This is a genomic window from Paraburkholderia sp. BR13439 (assembly GCF_040948805.1).
Classification (GTDB): Bacteria; Pseudomonadota; Gammaproteobacteria; order Burkholderiales; family Burkholderiaceae; genus Paraburkholderia; species Paraburkholderia youngii.
This window is the reverse complement of record NZ_JBFPKN010000007.1, coordinates 36,499-53,934: the sequence shown is the minus strand read 5'-3', so window position 1 is coordinate 53,934 and position 17,436 is coordinate 36,499. Positions and strand designations below refer to the sequence as shown.

The window sequence follows — 17,436 nt, the reverse complement described above, 5'->3', positions numbered from 1 at the left end:
AAGATGCCAGACCGGCGTGAAGCGCCAGTCCAGGCCGCGCCGACGCCCAGCCGGAAGCCGCTCAGTAATCCGCGCGCTCGCGGTCGATACGCATGCCGCCGTCGTGGCGGTGATGCCCTTCTTCGCTCGGCCGCTCACGCGCGATGCGCATCACGTCCGGATTAGTGCGCACGCGCCGCATCACATTGGCCAGATGCACACGATCGCTGACCTGAATCACGAAGCGCAGAATCGTGGATTCCTGCGACAGATCTTCGTCCATCGCGATATGGACGATGTTCGCGTCCGCCGACGTGATGTCGGCCGCTACGCGGGCGAATACGCCCTTGGTATTCTTGACCAGCACCTTCACCGCGACATCGAACAGACGCCCCGGCTGCGGCGCCCACGCAACGTCGATCCAGCGCCCCGGATCGCGCCGGTGGATACGCTGCGCGACGCGACAGTCGGTGGTGTGGATCGCCATGCCGAGGCCGATGCCGATATAGCCCATGATGTCGTCGCCCGGAATCGGACGGCAACACGCGGACAGCTGCACCGACATGCCCTCGGTACCAGTGATGACGACCGGCGGCGCATGCGGCGTCGAGCCGGACTCGGAGCGCGAGCCGTCGTCGTCGCCGTCGCGCCCGCTCATCAGCACTTCGATGCGCTTGGCCATCACCGCGGCGACCCGTCGGCCGAGACCGATGTCCGCGAAAATTTCCTGACGGTTCTTGTTGCCCGTCCACTGCACGAGCTTTTCCCACGCTTCCGGCGTCACGTCCGACAGCGCGAGGCCGTAGCCCTTCAACGCCTGATCGACGAGACGCTCGCCGAGCTGCACCGACTCGTTCAGGCGCATCGTCTTCAGATAATGACGGATCGCCGAGCGCGCCTTGCCGCTGCGCACGAAGCCGAGCCATGCGGGGTTCGGTTTCGAATACGGCGCCGTGATGACCTCGACGATGTCGCCGCTCTTCAGTTCGGTACGCAACGGCAGCAGCTCGTTGTTGATCTTCACCGCGACGCACTGGTTGCCGAGGTCGCTGTGGATCGAATACGCGAAGTCGAGCGCGGTGGCGCCGCGCGGCAGCGCCATGATCTTCGACTTCGGCGTGAACACGTAGACCGCGTCCGGGAACAGGTCGATCTTCACGTGCTCGAGGAATTCGCTCGAATCGCCCGCTTCGCTCTGAATGTCGAGCAGCGACTTCAGCCACTGGTGCGCGCGCTTTTGCACGTCGTTCAGGTCCGCGCTGCCGTTCTTGTAAAGCCAATGCGCGGCAACGCCCGCCTCGGCGATCTCGTGCATCTTGCGCGTGCGCACCTGAAACTCGATCGGCGCGCCGAACGGGCCGACGAGCGTGGTATGCAGCGACTGATAGCCGTTCACCTTGGGGATCGCGATGTAATCCTTGAACTTGCCCGGAACAGGCTTGAACAGCGCATGCAGCGCGCCGATGCAGGTATAGCACTCGAGCGCGCTGTCGACGACCACGCGAAAACCATACACGTCGAGCACCTGCGAGAACGACAGCTGCTTGTCGCGCATCTTCTTGTAAATGCTGAAGATGGTTTTCTCGCGACCGGTGACTTCGGCGTCGAGCTTTGCGTCGGCAATCGCGCGCTGCACCGATTCGAGAATCTTGCCGACCACCTCGCGACGATTACCGCGCGCCGCCTTCACGGCTTTTTCGAGCGTCGCGTAACGATGCGGGTTGAAATTCGCGAAGCTCAGGTCCTGCAGCTCGCGATAGGTATTGTTCAGGCCGAGCCGGTGAGCGATCGGAGCGTAGATGTCGAGCGTTTCGCGCGCCACGCGGCGACGTTTCTCCGGCGGCACCGCGCCGAGCGTGCGCATGTTGTGCAGCCGGTCGGCGAGCTTCACGAGGATCACGCGCACGTCGCGCGCCATCGCGAGCAGCATCTTGCGGAAGTTCTCCGCCTGCGCTTCCTCGCGATTGCGAAACTCCATCTTGTCCAGCTTGGACAACCCGTCGACCAGTTCTGCGACCTTCGCGCCGAAGCGCTCGGCGAGCTCCGCTTTGGTCACGCCCTGGTCTTCCATCACGTCGTGCAACAGCGCGGCCATGATCGCCTGGGCGTCGAGATTCCAGCCCGCGCAGATTTCCGCGACGGCGACCGGATGGGTGATGTAGGGTTCGCCGCTCTGGCGATACTGTCCGAGGTGGGCTTCGTCGCTGAAGTGGAACGCCGCCTTGATGTCCTTGATTTCTTCCGGCGGCAGATAGCCGGACAACGCGGACGTCAGATTGGCGATGGAGACGACGTCATGCCGGCGCGGCTGCTCCGGCGTGGCGGTCGGCCCGAACAGATGACGAAACGATTGCTCGAGGACCGCGTCGATGTACTTGCGTGCAGACGACGGCGCGTCGGTGTCGTGTTCCGCTTCCGTGGCGGTGGGCGGGGTAGCACTCATGGTCGCCTCCGGTAGCGGTCAGGGTTGGACACAGTTCTGCACGTTGAGCAATCCGGTGTGGCGAATACCGGACAAGTCGAAAACGAAAACCCGTGCGCCTTAGACCGGCACCTTCTTCAGCATTTCGACGCCGACCTGACCCGATGCGATTTCACGCAGCGCGAGGACGGTGGGCTTGTCGCGGCTCTCGATCTTCGGCGTGTGGCCTTGAGCGAGCTGACGCGCGCGATAGGTCGCGGCAAGCGCGAGTTCGAAACGGTTCGGGATCTGTTTGAGGCAGTCTTCGACGGTAATGCGGGCCATGTTGGGTTCCTTCTCAGTATGTTGCTTATTCTACCTTATGTGCCTGACGGCACGCCGCGCTCACGCGTGCGGCAGGTGGATGCCGAGCTGCATGAAAAGCTGCGTGTGACGCGCGTACTGCGACGCGAAGCGCGAGCGCGTCGCGCCGACGAGGCACTGCAACTCAGCCAGCGCGCGATCGAAGTTCTCGTTGATCACGACGTACTCCGCTTCGGCCGCGTGGGCGATCTCGCCACCCGCCGCGAGCAGGCGTCGTGTGATCACGTTCGGCTCGTCCTGGCCGCGCTTTTTCAGACGCTCTTCGAGCGCTTCGAGCGACGGCGGCAGAATGAAAATCTCCACCGCGTTGTGGAATTGCTTCTTCACCTGCTGCGCGCCTTGCCAGTCGATTTCGAGCAGCACGTCATGGCCGTTTTTCATCTGCTCCTCGATCCACACGCGCGACGTGCCGTAGTAGTTGCCGTGCACTTCCGCGCTTTCGAGAAACTCGCCCGCGTCGTGACGCCGCATGAAGTCTTCGACGGTCGTGAAGTGATAGTGCTCGCCGTCCTGTTCCTTCGGACGGGGCGGGCGCGTCGTGTACGAAATCGACAGACGGATCGCGTCGTCGCCCGCGAGCAGCGCGTTCACGAGCGTCGACTTGCCCGCGCCCGACGGCGCGACGACCATGAACAGATTGCCGGGATAGGCGCCGGCGTACGGATGGCGCGGCGCGCCGGCTTCGCGTGGATGATGGTCGGTCATGATGTGTAGTGCTCCAGCCTTATTCGAGATTCTGTACCTGCTCGCGCATCTGTTCGATCAGTAGTTTCAGCGTCATCGACGAATCCGCGAGTTCCTTCGCCGCCGCCTTGGAACCGAGCGTGTTCGCTTCGCGGTTCAGCTCCTGCATCATGAAGTCGAGCCGCTTGCCGACCTTGCCGCCCTTCTCGATCACGTGACGCGTTTCGTTCAGGTGCGCGGTGAGGCGCGACAGCTCTTCGGCGATGTCGATGCGAATGCCGTACATCGTCACTTCCTGGCGAATCCGCTCGTTGATCTCTTCGCGCGACACGATCGTCACGGCCGCATCCGGTGCGGCGATGCCGAGCGCTTCCTGCAGACGCTCGACGATCTTCTGCTGATGCCGCGCAATCAGCTCGGGCACGAGCGGCGTGATCTTCGTGACGATCGTTTCCATTTCGGTGACATTGCCGAGCAGCATCGTCGCGAGTTGCGCGCCTTCGCGCGCACGCACGTCGATCAGGTCCGCGATGGCCTGCTTGCCGCACGCGAGCACCGTGTCGCGCAACGTCTCGGGCGCGATGCCGCTTTCGGCGAGCACGCCCGGCCAGCGCAGAATTTCGCCAGTACGCAGACGGCCGGCTTCCGGAAACGCGTCGAGCACCGCGCGTTCCAGCTGCGCGAGCTGCGCGAGCGCGTCGTGGTTGATCGCGCCCGCGTTCGCCGACTGCTCGCTGCGCTGCAGATTCACGCGAATGTCGACCTTGCCGCGCGACAGCTTGTTCATGAGCATTTCGCGCAGCGTCGGTTCGACGACGCGCACGTCTTCCGGCATGCGGAAGTTCAGGTCGAGAAAGCGCGAGTTCACCGTGCGCAATTCGACCGACACGCTGACGCCGCCAGTGCCCGAAGCCGCCACGAGTTCGCGCGTGGCGCTCGCATAGCCAGTCATGCTGTAGATCATCGTATATCTCGCGATTGCGGCCATGCGTTCGACGATGGCCTGAGAAGCGGATCGCCCGGCGTGTACGAGACGCGGGGCGGGGAACCGGCATTATCCCATTTTTGGCGGCGCCATCCGGTCGTGAGCGAGCACGGACGCGGCTCGGCACGCGGCTGCTTTCACGGTACGGATTGCCGCTCGTCGTTACGATGACCCTCGCGTGCTCAAGCGGCACTCATCACCCGCAACCTTGTGTGCCATGCGCATCGGCAACCGCCCGATTCGATCGGCGGTAAAATTAAGGTTTTTCCTCCGTCCCTCTTCCGGCCTTTCGGCACTCAACGCGACCCATTCCGACATGAGCAACGACACCCCACGCCCCAGCGGCCGCCAGCCCAACCAGTTGCGCGACGTGCGCATCACGCGTCACTACACGAAGCATGCGGAGGGCTCGGTGCTGGTCGAGTTCGGCGACACCAAGGTGATCTGCACCGCGAGCGTCAGCGAGAGCGTGCCGCCGTTCCTGCGCGATCGCGGCCAGGGCTGGCTCACCGCCGAATACGGCATGCTGCCGCGCGCCACGCATACGCGCAGCGATCGCGAAGCCGCGCGCGGCAAACAGACCGGCCGCACGCAGGAAATTCAGCGGCTGATCGGCCGCGCGCTGCGCTCGGTGTTCGATCTCGAGAAGCTCGGCGCGCGCACGATCAATCTCGACTGCGACGTGATCCAGGCCGACGGCGGCACGCGCACCGCGAGCATCACCGGCGCGTTCGTCGCCGCGCATGATGCGGTCGCCCGATTACTCGCCACAGGCCGCATCGAAAGCTCGCCGATCACGGATTACGTCGCCGCGATTTCGGTCGGCGTGTACGACGGCGTGCCGGTGCTCGATCTCGACTACGACGAAGACTCGCAATGCGACACCGACATGAACGTCGTGATGACGGGCGCGGGCGGTTTCGTCGAAATTCAGGGCACTGCGGAAGGCGTGGCGTTCTCGCGCGAAGAAATGAATGCGCTGCTCGATCTCGCGAGCGACGGCATCGGCACGCTGATCGCGAAGCAGAAAGAAGCGCTGGGAGTGCAGCAGTGAATGAGGTTCGTCAGGACAGCGGCGGGAACGATGCTCACGGCATCACGTCGGGCATGCCGTTGAAAAAAGTCGTGCTCGCGTCGAACAACGCGGGCAAGCTGCGCGAATTCGCGGCGCTGCTCGGCGCGGCCGGCATCGAGTTGATCCCGCAAGGCGCGCTCAATGTACCGGAAGCGGAAGAACCGCACCCCACCTTCGTCGAAAACGCGCTCGCCAAGGCGCGTCACGCGGCGAAGCTGACCGGCCTGCCCGCGCTCGCCGACGACTCGGGCCTTTGCGTGCGTGCACTGCGCGGCGCGCCGGGTGTCTACTCGGCCCGCTTCGCGCAACTCGCCGGCGGCGAGAAAAGCGACGCGGCGAACAACGCGCGACTCGTCGAAGAACTGCGGAGCGCGAGCGATCGGCGCGGCTATTACTTCTGCGTGCTCGCCTTCGTGCGTCACGCGGACGACCCCGAACCGCTGATCGCCGAAGGCCGCTGGCATGGCGAAATCCTCGACGCGCCGCGCGGCGAGCATGGCTTCGGTTACGACCCGTACTTCTATCTGCCCTCGCTTAACGCGAGCGCCGCCGAGCTCGAGCCAGCGGTCAAGAACGCCAGCAGTCATCGCGCGATCGCGCTGCGGCAACTGCTCGCTCGCCTGTCGGAGGAAGCGTGATTCCGATCCGATCGACGCCGGCGGACATCGGCAACGGTGTCGTCAAGGCATTCACGTCGCCAGGCGCCATCCGTTTGACGTCCCTGCCGCCGCTCGCGCTGTACGTGCATTTTCCGTGGTGCGTGCGCAAGTGCCCGTACTGCGACTTCAATTCGCATGAGTGGAAGGGCGAAACGTTCCCGGAGAACGACTACCTCGACGCATTGCGCGCCGATCTGGAAATGGCGCTGCCACTGATCTGGGGCCGCCAGGTGCATACGGTGTTCATCGGCGGGGGCACGCCGAGTTTGCTGTTGGCGGCGGGGCTCGATCGCATGCTGTCGGATATTCGCGCTTTGCTGCCCCTCGACGCCGACGCGGAAATCACGCTCGAAGCGAACCCCGGCACGTTCGAAGCCGACAAGTTCGCGCAGTTTCGCGCGAGCGGCGTGAACCGGCTGTCGGTGGGCATCCAGAGTTTCAACGAAACGCATCTGAAGGCGCTCGGCCGCATTCACGACGCGGCGCAGGCGCGCCACGCGGTCGAAGTCGCCGCGACCACGTTCGACAACTTCAACCTCGACCTGATGTTCGCGCTGCCCAAGCAAACGCTCGCCGAATGCCAGGCCGACGTGGAAACGGCGCTGTCGTTTGCACCGCCGCATCTGTCGCTGTATCACCTGACGCTCGAACCGAACACGCTGTTCGCCAAATTTCCGCCCGCGCTGCCCGACGACGACGCGTCCGCGGACATGCAGGACTGGATTCATCAACGCACCGCCGAGGCCGGCTATGAGCGCTACGAGGTGTCCGCGTATGCGCGGCCGCATCGGCAGAGCAAACACAATCTGAACTACTGGCGTTTCGGCGACTATCTCGGCATCGGCGCGGGTGCGCATACGAAGCTCTCGTTTCCGAATCGCATCGTGCGTCAGGCGCGCTACAAACATCCGACCACGTTCATCGAGCAGGCCAAGGTCGGGGCAAGCGTGCAGGAAGAGCACGAGGTCGGGCCACGCGATCTGCCGTTCGAGTTCATGCTGAACGCGCTGCGCCTGGTGGAAGGGTTTCCGGTGCATCGGTTCATCGAACGCACGGGTCTGTCGATTACGACGATCGAACCCGCGTTGCAGGAAGCCGAGCGGCGCAAGCTGATCACGCGCGACCACGAACGGATCGCGCCGACGCCGCTTGGGCAGGCGTTCCTGAACGACCTGCAGGCGCTGTTCCTGAAAGATCCGCAGTGATGCCGGGTCGTCTGGACTCGGCAGCGAGGTCTTTCCAGGTTACAATTCGCGGTTTGGAGGTGTGGCCGAGTGGTTTAAGGCACCGGTCTTGAAAACCGGCGAAGGAGCAATCCTTCCGTGAGTTCGAATCTCACCGCCTCCGCCAGTCTGTCAAGAAAAACCCCGTAAGTTCAGCGACTTACGGGGTTTTTGTTTTTCTTATCCCGATGATCGGCTGCGCGAGTGCCGTCAGCGACTGGAAAGATCATAGACGAGAGGTACGGTCGCTCCCCGCGGGCAACCGCACTACGGGCGCGAAAAATCGCAATGTTCTTGCGGGCGCTTTTATCTGTTTCGTCGAAACCCGTGGAGATTTTGGGCGGTCGCCGATGTACGGACTGCCTGTCGCACGGTACTTATCTGACTGCTGTCAACACCGGCAGCGGCTTCAGATAGACCATCGACACACCTATGCACGTTCAGCGACATGCTTCACGCTATGAAGCAGTACAACAATTGCGCGGCGACAACAACGTGATCTGGCATGACGACGGAGACGTGGAATTTAACGGCGTGATTATCGACAACATGCACAGTTGGGCACCCTGAAGGAATGTTATGGTAACGACCCATCAACTTGCACATGCTTCTTTCACCATCTATCAGGACGTGGAGCGGCCCGAATTGCTCAAGCGCACTGGCGCACAGATGCGTTTCTTCTGTTATTGGGACAACGAGAGCGGCGACCGCGTGCCTGATGTGCCCGACGATATCCGCACCATGATGGGAGTCATGGGCGGCACCGTTGAGATTGACGAATATCGATAGAGCCTCGCTCGAATGCACAGGCCGATCCCTTGCTCGACACAGTATGCGCAAGCGCCCGTTCGGCAAGGGTCGCTCCAAGGCATCGCCGGTTGATGCTCGACCTTTGCCGCGTGCTTCGGCAGGATCTGATCGTGAAAACGAGAAAAGCCTGCGAAGCTTCAGGTACTCGCTTGCACCACCCCGAACTAAACCACCCTCACCGCCTCAACCTCGATCTTGAACCCATAGTGCAACTGCGGCACCGGCACGACCGCGCGCGCCGGTTTGGCCTCACCGGCCCAGCGCGCGTAGATCTGATTGAAGCTCGCCCAATGTTCGACATCGACGACATACACGCGCACCTGCACCAGTTGCGCGACGCTGCTGCCGACGCTTTCGAGCGCCGCCTTCACATTGGCCAGAACCTGTTCGGCTTGCGCGTCGAACGACGCGTCGGCGAGCTTGTCGCCGTTCGCATTGATCGGCAATTGCCCGGACACGAAGACGAGGCCATTCGCGACCGTCACATGACTGTAGTGACCGCCGGGTTTGGCCAGCGCGGCTGGTTGTCGGTGTGGGGCAAACGTGGGGCGTGCGTGCTATTGGTCATCAACCACTCCAGAAGTGAAATTCCCGGAGCGGTTCATCGCCGTGCTTCATTCAGCGCAAACCCGCGCATCACGCATCCGCGATCTCGAGCTTCTCGCGCGCATCGGCACAACGGCGATTCAGATCGCGATGCATCAGCTGGCTATCGAGCAGAGCCGATACATCCGTCAACCCGTGATCAAAGCGCAAGACATATTCGATGTCGGTGTAATCGTAGTAAGCGCCGCTGTCGGCCAGCCGTTGTGCTTCGGCGAATGCGGCAAATTGCCGTTCGCCGTTTATCAGGTCTTTAATCGCCATGATTGCCGCTCCGAGGAACAGTGACTTCATCATAGCAATGCAAACCGCGACGCACGGTGGTGCGCGCGCAACACCAGGTGTTTTCCGGAGACGCGCCCGGTGAACTCACGCGTCGGTCGATACCGACAGCCCGTGTAGCTCGAGCGTCATATGGCTTTCACGCCGTTTTCACAGCGCCCGCGCAGTGCTCGACCTCAATACCCAAACAGCACACGCTACGCAGCCGCAACCGGCGACTTCGTCCCGTTCCAGCGCATCACGAGCCTGCGTCCGACAAAGCACAGACAGCCCGCCACGCCGACCACGATGCCCATGCCCTTCGGCGTGCCATCCTGCCACAGTCCGACCGCGAGGCTCGACAACGCGCCCAGCGCGAGTTGCACCGCGCCGAACACGGCCGCCGCGGCACCTGCGTTGACCGGATAGCGATGCATCAGATCGGTCGTGCAGTTGGCGGACAACACGCCCACCACGCTGACGACGAAAAAGAGGCCAAACACGATCGACCACAAGCCGCCCCACCCCGTCAGCGACACGACGGACACGAACAGCGACGCGACGAAGCTCACGCTCGCCGCAAACGAGATGATCGGCACCGGCCCGAGCCGGCCGACGAACCGCGTATTCAGGTAATTGCCGAACATGATGCCGACGATATTCAGCGCAAACAGGAAGCCATAGTGCTGCGCGGACACGTGGAAATACTCGATGTAGACGAACGGCGTCGCCGTGATGTACGCGAACATCGACGCGAACGCCATGCCGCCGCACAACATATGTCCCCACGCGACCGGATCGCGCAGCAGCGTGCCATACGCGCCGAACGACTTCAGCAGCGCCGACTGCGCGCGCATCTCGCGCGGCCACGTCTCCGGCACCTTCAGGAATGCAGTCACCGCGCACACGGCCCCGAACAGCGTCAGCGCGACGAATACGGCGCGCCAGCCGCCCAGCAGCAGCAACTGTCCGCCGATCAGCGGCGCGAGCAGCGGACCGATCGCCGTGACGATCGCGATCATCGACAGTACGCGCGCCGCATCGCCGGGCTCGTGCGCGTCGCGCGCGATCGCGCGAGCCAGCACCGACGCCGCCCCCGCGCCCAACGCCTGCACGAAGCGAAAGCCGACCAGCGAGCCGATCGAGATCGATAGCGCGCAGGCGATGCTCGCGAGCGCATACATGATGATGCCGCCGAGCAGAATCGGCCGACGGCCATACGTATCGGACAGCGGACCGTAGAGCAGCATGCCGATCGAGAAGCCGAACATGAAGCTCGTCAGCGTCGATTGCGCGGCGCCCGTGCTGACCGCGAAGGCCTGCGCGATGGTCGGCAGGCTCGGCAGATACATGTCGATGGAAATCGGCCCGCACGCGGCCAGCGCGCCGAGCAACAGGATCAGCCGGCCATCGGGCCGGCGCTTGACGACGTGAGACATGGGAAATCCGGATGGAACGCCGCGCCGGCATCGGCAGCGGAACGGGTGAAGCGGGAACGGCCATCAGCTGACCGGCTCGATTGTACGCGACGGTTAACCCGCTGACTGTGCACGAGGCAGCGCCGCGCGGCGCAAACACCGTCGATCGGTTAAGCTGCCGCCTGCATGCCCACCTCCTTCCCCCGCTCCCGTTCGAACCCGCGATGACCGCCTTTCTGCTGATCTGGAGCCCCAAAAAATGGCCGTGGCCCGAGCTGCCCAACATCGCCAAACGCGTGGCGGCCGGCGAAGCGGTGACCGACGCATGGGGCTGCGGCTTTGCGCGCGGCATCCTGCCAGGCGATCGCGTGTTCCTGCATCGCGTCGCGCAGGAGCCGAAGGGCATCTTCGGTTCGGGCTACGTGACGCGCGCGCCGTACGAAGTCCCCGACGCGTCGACCAAACGCGGTTACCGGCTGTGCATCGACTTCGTCTACGACTGGCTCGTCGATGCGCATCACGCGCCGGTCATCCCGCGCGATCAGCTGCGTGTGCATCCGTTCTCGGTGCAGACGTGGGATGCACAAAGCTCGGGCACGATCATCAAGCCGATTGCCGAAGGCGCGCTGGAGAAGCGCTGGGCCGAATTGACCGGCAAGCGCAAGCCGCCGGCGCTGCCCGCACCGGGCAGGCAGGCCTGAAATTCCCGCCGCCGCGGCCGCCCGCTCGCACAGCCCGCCGGCGCCGAGTCCGGTACAATTTCTCGATCCATCCCAGCATCGTGCGAAGTGTCCGCGGGAATCGTCCGAGGCCCTTTGCGCCGCTGCGCAACCCTTGCTCCCTATTCCAGCCATCGCCATGTCCAGAAACGAAACCCTCTTCGAACGCGCGCAACGCACGATCCCCGGCGGCGTGAATTCGCCGGTGCGCGCTTTCCGTTCCGTCGGCGGCACGCCGCGCTTCATCGAGCGCGCGCAAGGCCCGTACTTCTGGGACGCGGACGGCCGGCGCTATACCGACTACATCGGCTCGTGGGGTCCCATGATCCTCGGCCACGTTCACCCCGAAGTGCTCGAAGCCGTGCAGCGCGTGCTCGTGAATGGCTTCTCGTTCGGCGCGCCGACCGAGTCGGAAGTCCAGATCGCCGAGGAAATCTGCAAGCTGGTGCCGTCGATCGAACAGGTGCGCATGGTGTCGAGCGGCACCGAGGCGACGATGAGCGCGCTGCGTCTCGCGCGCGGCTTCACGAACCGCAGCCGCATCGTCAAGTTCGAAGGCTGCTATCACGGCCATGCGGACAGCCTGCTCGTAAAGGCTGGCTCGGGCCTCCTGACCTTCGGCAATCCGACCTCGGCGGGCGTGCCGGTCGATATCGCGAAGCACACCACCGTGCTCGAATACAACAACGTCGCCGAGCTCGAAGAAGCGTTCAAGGCGTTCGGCAACGAGATCGCCTCGGTGATCGTCGAGCCGGTCGCGGGCAATATGAACCTCGTGCGCGCGACCCCCGAATTCCTGCAGGCGCTGCGGCGCCTGTGTACCGAGTACGGCTCGGTGCTGATCTTCGACGAAGTGATGTGCGGCTTCCGCGTTGCGCTCGGCGGCGCGCAGCAGCTCTACGGCATCACGCCGGACCTCACGTGCCTCGGCAAGGTGATCGGCGGCGGCATGCCGGCGGCGGCGTTCGGCGGACGGCGCGACATCATGGCTCAGCTCGCGCCGCTCGGCGGCGTCTATCAGGCGGGCACGCTGTCGGGCAATCCGATCGCGGTCGCGGCCGGCCTGAAGACGCTGCAGCTGATCCAGGCGCCCGGCTTCTACGACACGCTCGCCGCACGCACCACGCGTCTCGCGCAAGGGCTCGCGCAGGTCGCCCGCGAAGCAAACGTGCCGTTCGCCGCCGATGCGCTCGGCGGCATGTTCGGCATCTACTTCCGCGAATCGATCCCGACGAGCTTCGCCGACGTCACGAAGAGCGACGTGCCGCGCTTCAATGCGTTCTTCCACAAGATGCTCGACGCGGGCGTGTACTTCGCGCCGTCCGCGTATGAGGCGGGCTTCGTGTCGAGCGCGCACGACGACGCAGTGATCGACGCGACGATCCACGCCGCGCGCGGCGCGTTCGCAGCGTTGAAGGGCTGAACCCGGACTTCAAGCAAAAGCCGCAACCCGCACGACCCAGACACCGCACCACAACGGACACCGATGTTCTCGCAAACCGATTTCGTCCATATGGAACGCGCGCTCGCGCTCGCGAAGCGCGGCATGTACACGACCGACCCGAATCCGCGCGTCGGTTGCGTGCTCGTCAGAAACGGCGAGGTGATCGGCGAAGGCTACACGCAGCCGGCCGGCCAGGATCACGCCGAGATTCGCGCGCTGAAGGACGCGCGCTCGCGCGGCCACGACCTGCGCGGCGCGACCGCCTACGTGACGCTCGAACCGTGCAGCCATTTCGGCCGCACGCCACCGTGCGCCAGCGCGCTGATCGAAGCACAGATCGGCCGCGTGATCGCGGCGATGGAAGATCCCAATCCACAGGTGTCCGGCCGCGGTCTCGCGATGCTGCGCGAAGCCGGTATCGAAGTGCGCTGCGGGCTGCTCGCAAACGAAGCGCGCGAGCTGAACATCGGCTTCGTGTCGCGCATGACGCGCGGTCGTCCGTGGGTGCGCATGAAGGTGGCGGCATCGCTCGATGGCCGCACCGGCTTGCCTTCGGGTGAGAGCCAGTGGATCACGAGCGCGGCCGCGCGCGCCGACGGTCATGCGTGGCGTGCGCGCGCGTCGGCGATCCTGACGGGCATCGGCACCGTGCGCGAAGACAATCCGCGCATGACCGTGCGGGCGGTCGATACGCCGCGCCAGCCGCACCGCGTGCTGATCGACAGCCAGCTCGACGTGCCGCTCGACGCGCAGATCCTGGCCGGCGCGCCGACGCTGATCTTCTGCGGCGAGCTCGATGCGCGTCTCGAAGAACGCGCGGTTGCGCTGCGCGAGCGCGGCGCCGAGATCGTGCCGCTGCCGAACGCGTTCGGCAAAGTGGATCTGCCGCGCATGCTGAGCGTGCTCGGCGAGCGCAACGTGAACGAATTGCACGTCGAAGCCGGCTACAAGCTGAACGGCTCGCTGCTGCGCGAAGGCTGCGTCGATGAACTGCTCGTCTATCTGGCGCCGAGCCTGCTCGGCGTGGACTCGATGAGCATGTTCAATCTGGACGCGCCCGACCTGCTCGAAGACCGCGTGAAGCTCAATTTCCACACGGTCGAGCGGATCGGCGACGATCTGCGGATTCTCGCGCGCTTCGCGCAGGCGGCCGTACCAGGGACCGACGCCGTGTCCCCCACCGTTTCGAAATGATCAAGGATTAGAACGATGTTTACAGGAATCGTCGCGGCAGTGGGCCGCATCGAATCAGTCAAGCCGCTTGGCGCGGGCGGCGACGCGGGCGTACGCCTGAACGTCGAAGCCGGCGGCCTCGACCTCGCCGACGTGCAGCTCGGCGACAGCATCACGATCCAGGGCGCCTGCATGACGGTGGTCGCGAAGACCGCTCATTCGTTCGAAGTCGACGTATCGCGCGAAAGCCTGAACCGCACGGCCGGTCTCGGCGAAACCGGCGAGGTCAATCTCGAGAAAGCGCTGCGCGCGCATGACCGGCTCGGCGGACATATCGTGTCCGGACACGTCGACGGGCTCGGTACCGTCACGCATTTCGCGCCGGTCGGCGAATCGCACGAGCTGCGCATTCTCGCGCCGCGCGACATCGGCCGCTATCTCGCGTACAAGGGTTCGATTACGGTCAACGGCGTGAGCCTGACCGTGAACTCCGTCGCTGATCGCGACGACGGCTGCGAGTTTTCGATCAATCTGATTCCGCATACCGTGCAGGTAACGGCGCTCAAGCATCTGCGCGATGGCGTGAAAGTGAATCTGGAAATCGATCTGATTGCGCGCTATGTCGAGCGAATGCTCAATGCGCCGCGCGATGGCGATCAATCGTTGAAGTAATCACGCGCCGTCGAGGCGGTCAAGCGCTCCAATCCGATGCCGCGCGATGAGAACGGTGAGACACGGCATTTGCACGGCGCGTCAGACAGATTCCGATCGCACCTGCGACTTCAGATCGAGCAAGCCTTCCTCATGCGTCGCTAACGACGCTTCAAGACGCCGCGCGAGCTTCATCAACTGAGCGATCGACGCGCGGCACCGTTGCTCGGCATGGTTGGACAGATTCAGCACGCACTCGCGAATCGCGCGGCTGAGCGCGGCGTGAAGGCGGCCATAGTCGACGCCCGCAACTTCGCGAACCGGTCCATCTGCACCCGTACGTTCGACGACGATATCGTCGAAACCGACATCGTCAGCCAGCTCGATGCGTGCGAGCGAAGCGTCGGGCTCGATCAGATAATCGCCCACCAGCCTGTCTGCCTCGCGCCGATACAGCTCGAATATCGATTGCGACAGCGCATTGCACAGCCCGGTCACGTCACGCGTCGCCGCATGCGCATCGAGCAACGCGGGCAGCGTCGGCACGATGCCGCGCCACACCGCGTTGGCAAGCTGCTCGTGCTGTTGCTCGATCTGCTCGAGCGCCGCCTGCGACGACTCGCCAAGTTCGGCAAGCAACGGCAGCACATCGCTTCGCAGGTTGCCGAGCACATTCTCTTCCAGATGATGCAGCAGCACCTCGGCCCGCTTGCGCCGTTTATACGCGAGCGCCGGTCCGGCGATGTCGAGCAACGCGGCGTACAGCCGCTCGAAGCCCGCGTCACTCATCGCAGCCGCGGTCTGCCCCGCCTCGCGCGCCACATACGCTGAGACCGACACCGGCGGATTCAGCAGCGCCTTGTCGACGCCCATCGCGACGAGCTTGTGTTCCGCGCGCACGCTGACGTCGTGCTCCTGCAGCGCGCGACGCGACGCGCTCTTGTTGCGCAGACACTTGACGAGTTCGCCGTCGACTTCGTCTTCCTCGTACTCGTCGCTACGAGTCACGACCGGCAGCAGCGGCTTGTTCCGATGCAATTCGCGGCCGAGCTCGTCGAGCTCCTGCACCTGGCCGGGCGAGGTGGAGCTGGTCAGCCACAACACACCGTCGGCGCTATCGGTGAAGCGCTGCGTTAGCGCAGCGTTTTCCGGCGTCACCGAATGCAATCCCGGCGTGTCGAGCAGCACCAGCTTTGCGCCGAGACGCACGCCCTGCAGCCGCGAAGTCGTTTCGGTCGCGCCTTCGGTAAAGGGCTCCGATGTCTCGACGACGCGGCCCGCATCCACATGGAAATACTGCACGCTGCGCTCGTGCGCGGCGAAGCGCTCGGCGAGGAAATTGCAGAACGAGCTCTTGCCCGCGTTGAACTTGCCGAACACGAGCAGCAGTGCCTGATCGTCGAAATGATCGGCGAGGTTTCGGACTGCTTCGAGGCTCGACCACTGTTGCATCGATGCTTGCACGCTGTCACGCAGCAGCGTGCTGATCGTGTCGGCCTGAATGGCCAGTGCGTTGTTTGCGTGCAAGCCGTCGCACGTCAAACAGCCGGTCCGCAGATCGGCGTCCAGCTTCGCGAGCCAGCCGTTCAGCGCATGCAGCAGCGCGTCGGTATCCTCGGCGATGAAGTCGAATGCATCGACCTCGGCGATGAATCGTTGCTCGTGGCTCGCGTCGGCTTTCATGCGTGCGCCTCCAGTATCCGCATCGCGGCCGTCGCGTCGTCCGATGCGACGAGCGCTGCTTGCGTATCGGCGATCTGCGCGGCCAGCGCCTTGCGGTCGGCGGACAACTCGTAGTAGTGCGTGAACTCGCGCTGCATGCGTTCGCGTCCCGTCGCTTCGCAGAACATGCGGCGCAGATCCTTGCGAAACTTCACCGACACGCCCATCACAGCGATCATCACCGAGTTCAGGCTTTTCGCCGCGGTGTGCTGCTCCGCCGGCAGACCGATGACACCGTGCCCGGCCAGCATCGCATCGATCTCGATGCACGCGCGCGAGTAGGCGATCTGGATGCGCGCGCGCTCCAGTTTGCCCGCGGTGATCGCGTAGGCATCCTTCGCGGTATCGGGCACGATCGCGTGATCGGTGCCGAGCGCATTCAACATCGCGCCGATGTCCCCGCTGACTTTGTCGATGACGGCCGCGAGGCTCCGATCGAAGGCCTGCTTTTGTTGCTGCTGCGTGGTGCGCAGAATCTCCAGCGACGTCAGCCGGGCCGCGCGCAGCCGTTGCAGTTCGTCGCGGATTTCGCCGATCAGCAGCGTGGTTTCGCGAGCGCGCGCATCCGGCACACGCGCGAGTTCCGCGCGCAACGCGGTATGCAGCGCGGGGATGCCGCTCTTTTCAAGCAGCAGCTTCTTGCCGCCGTCGAGCCCCTTGCGATGCCGCATCGACGACACCGCGTTCAGCGTGATGCCGGGCATCTGCCGGTCGATCGCTGCGCCGATGTTCCGCAACGCGGCATCGTCGGGCAGCTGGTCGACTTGTGAAAGCACGAACAGCGTCTGCCGCCCGGTTCTGACGCGATCAGCGTCGAGCTCGGTCAGCAGCGTCAGTTCCTTCGCATCGAGCTCGCCCTCTTTCGCGGCGTGCACGAACAGGCGAATGTCGGACTTCAGCCACGCGGCGCGCAACGCTTCGCGGTCGTCTTCGCTGCCGACGTCGGCGTCGAGTCCCGGCGCGTCGAGCCAGCGCACGCCCTGGTGCACTCTGTCGGACAGGCGCACCGTTTCGCGCCGGTCGGACACCGCGAACGCATCGCGGCCCAACAGCTCGTTGAGCAGGCTGCTCTTGCCGTGGTTGTATTTGCCGACGACGGTGACGACCGGTTCACTGTCGTCGATCAGAATCAGCAGGCGCGCCAGATCGTGGGCCCGCTCGGGCAGCACGGACGCGACATCGTGCGCTGCCTGCTCACGAAGTTTGCTCGACACCGTCGACTCCTCGACGCTTCAGGGGATTGGT

The 17,436-nt window shown here is 64.3% G+C and carries 16 protein-coding genes, 1 tRNA gene and 1 pseudogene; 9 read left to right on the top strand and 9 right to left on the bottom strand.

Annotated elements, in window-relative coordinates; genetic code table 11:
* Positions 1 to 61: 61 nt before the first annotated feature.
* The 4 genes from AB3X96_RS15885 to AB3X96_RS15870 form a co-directional block, all read right to left on the bottom strand.
* Positions 62 to 2,422, bottom strand: a complete 2,361-nt coding sequence (locus AB3X96_RS15885) for a bifunctional (p)ppGpp synthetase/guanosine-3',5'-bis(diphosphate) 3'-pyrophosphohydrolase (RefSeq protein ID WP_176105323.1) — start codon at positions 2,420 to 2,422, stop codon at positions 62 to 64.
* A gap of 99 nt (positions 2,423 to 2,521) precedes the next feature.
* Positions 2,522 to 2,725, bottom strand: coding sequence for a DNA-directed RNA polymerase subunit omega (rpoZ, locus tag AB3X96_RS15880; RefSeq protein ID WP_008921215.1), 204 nt, complete (start codon positions 2,723 to 2,725; stop codon positions 2,522 to 2,524).
* A gap of 60 nt (positions 2,726 to 2,785) precedes the next feature.
* Positions 2,786 to 3,469, bottom strand: a complete 684-nt coding sequence (gene gmk / locus AB3X96_RS15875) for a guanylate kinase (RefSeq protein WP_176105322.1) — start codon at positions 3,467 to 3,469, stop codon at positions 2,786 to 2,788.
* Between the two features lie 19 nt (positions 3,470 to 3,488).
* On the bottom strand, positions 3,489 to 4,412 hold the full coding sequence (locus tag AB3X96_RS15870) for a YicC/YloC family endoribonuclease (RefSeq protein ID WP_176124401.1): 924 nt from the start codon (positions 4,410 to 4,412) through the stop codon (positions 3,489 to 3,491).
* 337 nt (positions 4,413 to 4,749) lie between these two features.
* Here AB3X96_RS15870 and rph point away from each other — a divergent pair, with 337 nt between their 5' ends.
* The 5 genes from rph (at position 4,750) to AB3X96_RS15845 (ending at position 8,179) form a co-directional block, all read left to right on the top strand.
* Positions 4,750 to 5,487: a ribonuclease PH gene (gene rph, locus AB3X96_RS15865; protein WP_368590445.1), complete on the top strand. Its 738-nt coding sequence runs from the start codon at positions 4,750 to 4,752 to the stop codon at positions 5,485 to 5,487.
* Positions 5,484 to 6,146: an RdgB/HAM1 family non-canonical purine NTP pyrophosphatase gene (gene rdgB, locus AB3X96_RS15860; RefSeq protein WP_368590444.1), complete on the top strand. Its 663-nt coding sequence runs from the start codon at positions 5,484 to 5,486 to the stop codon at positions 6,144 to 6,146. The genes rph and rdgB overlap by 4 nt, the downstream gene beginning before the upstream one ends.
* The gene (gene hemW, locus AB3X96_RS15855; RefSeq protein ID WP_368590443.1) at positions 6,143 to 7,372 is read left to right on the top strand and encodes a radical SAM family heme chaperone HemW; all 1,230 of its coding nucleotides are present in this window, start codon (positions 6,143 to 6,145) and stop codon (positions 7,370 to 7,372) included. The genes rdgB and hemW overlap by 4 nt, the downstream gene beginning before the upstream one ends.
* A 55-nt stretch (positions 7,373 to 7,427) precedes the next feature.
* Positions 7,428 to 7,517 (top strand) — tRNA-Ser (locus tag AB3X96_RS15850).
* 452 nt (positions 7,518 to 7,969) lie between these two features.
* Entirely contained in the window at positions 7,970 to 8,179 is a 210-nt protein-coding gene (locus tag AB3X96_RS15845) for a hypothetical protein (protein ID WP_368590442.1), read from the top strand.
* A 185-nt stretch (positions 8,180 to 8,364) separates the two neighbouring features.
* Here the strand turns inward: AB3X96_RS15845 and AB3X96_RS15840 are convergent.
* From AB3X96_RS15840 to AB3X96_RS15830, 3 genes and pseudogenes are all read right to left on the bottom strand, one after another.
* Positions 8,365 to 8,768 (bottom strand): annotated as a pseudogene (locus AB3X96_RS15840) (RidA family protein).
* 68 nt (positions 8,769 to 8,836) lie between these two features.
* Positions 8,837 to 9,067, bottom strand: coding sequence for a hypothetical protein (locus AB3X96_RS15835; RefSeq protein ID WP_176105316.1), 231 nt, complete (start codon positions 9,065 to 9,067; stop codon positions 8,837 to 8,839).
* A gap of 215 nt (positions 9,068 to 9,282) precedes the next feature.
* A complete protein-coding gene (locus AB3X96_RS15830) occupies positions 9,283 to 10,503 on the bottom strand; it encodes a Bcr/CflA family multidrug efflux MFS transporter (protein ID WP_368590441.1) in 1,221 nt (406 codons plus the stop codon).
* Between the two features lie 203 nt (positions 10,504 to 10,706).
* Here AB3X96_RS15830 and AB3X96_RS15825 point away from each other — a divergent pair, with 203 nt between their 5' ends.
* The 4 genes from AB3X96_RS15825 (at position 10,707) to AB3X96_RS15810 (ending at position 14,490) form a co-directional block, all read left to right on the top strand.
* Complete coding sequence (locus tag AB3X96_RS15825) at positions 10,707 to 11,183, top strand: hypothetical protein (protein WP_368590440.1); 477 nt, start codon at positions 10,707 to 10,709, stop codon at positions 11,181 to 11,183.
* Between the two features lie 157 nt (positions 11,184 to 11,340).
* Positions 11,341 to 12,624, top strand: coding sequence for a glutamate-1-semialdehyde 2,1-aminomutase (gene hemL, locus AB3X96_RS15820; RefSeq protein ID WP_368590439.1), 1,284 nt, complete (start codon positions 11,341 to 11,343; stop codon positions 12,622 to 12,624).
* 63 nt (positions 12,625 to 12,687) lie between these two features.
* Positions 12,688 to 13,839, top strand: coding sequence for a bifunctional diaminohydroxyphosphoribosylaminopyrimidine deaminase/5-amino-6-(5-phosphoribosylamino)uracil reductase RibD (gene ribD, locus AB3X96_RS15815; RefSeq protein ID WP_176124409.1), 1,152 nt, complete (start codon positions 12,688 to 12,690; stop codon positions 13,837 to 13,839).
* A 15-nt stretch (positions 13,840 to 13,854) separates the two neighbouring features.
* Complete coding sequence (locus tag AB3X96_RS15810; protein ID WP_368590438.1) at positions 13,855 to 14,490, top strand: riboflavin synthase; 636 nt, start codon at positions 13,855 to 13,857, stop codon at positions 14,488 to 14,490.
* An 81-nt stretch (positions 14,491 to 14,571) separates the two neighbouring features.
* Here the strand turns inward: AB3X96_RS15810 and AB3X96_RS15805 are convergent, their stop codons facing one another.
* Positions 14,572 to 16,152 (bottom strand): GTPase, encoded by a 1,581-nt coding sequence (locus AB3X96_RS15805; protein ID WP_368590437.1) that lies wholly within the window; start codon positions 16,150 to 16,152, stop codon positions 14,572 to 14,574.
* Positions 16,149 to 17,405, bottom strand: coding sequence for a GTPase (locus AB3X96_RS15800; protein ID WP_368590436.1), 1,257 nt, complete (start codon positions 17,403 to 17,405; stop codon positions 16,149 to 16,151). Before AB3X96_RS15800 ends, AB3X96_RS15805 begins: the two co-directional genes overlap by 4 nt.
* Positions 17,406 to 17,436 lie beyond the last annotated feature (31 nt).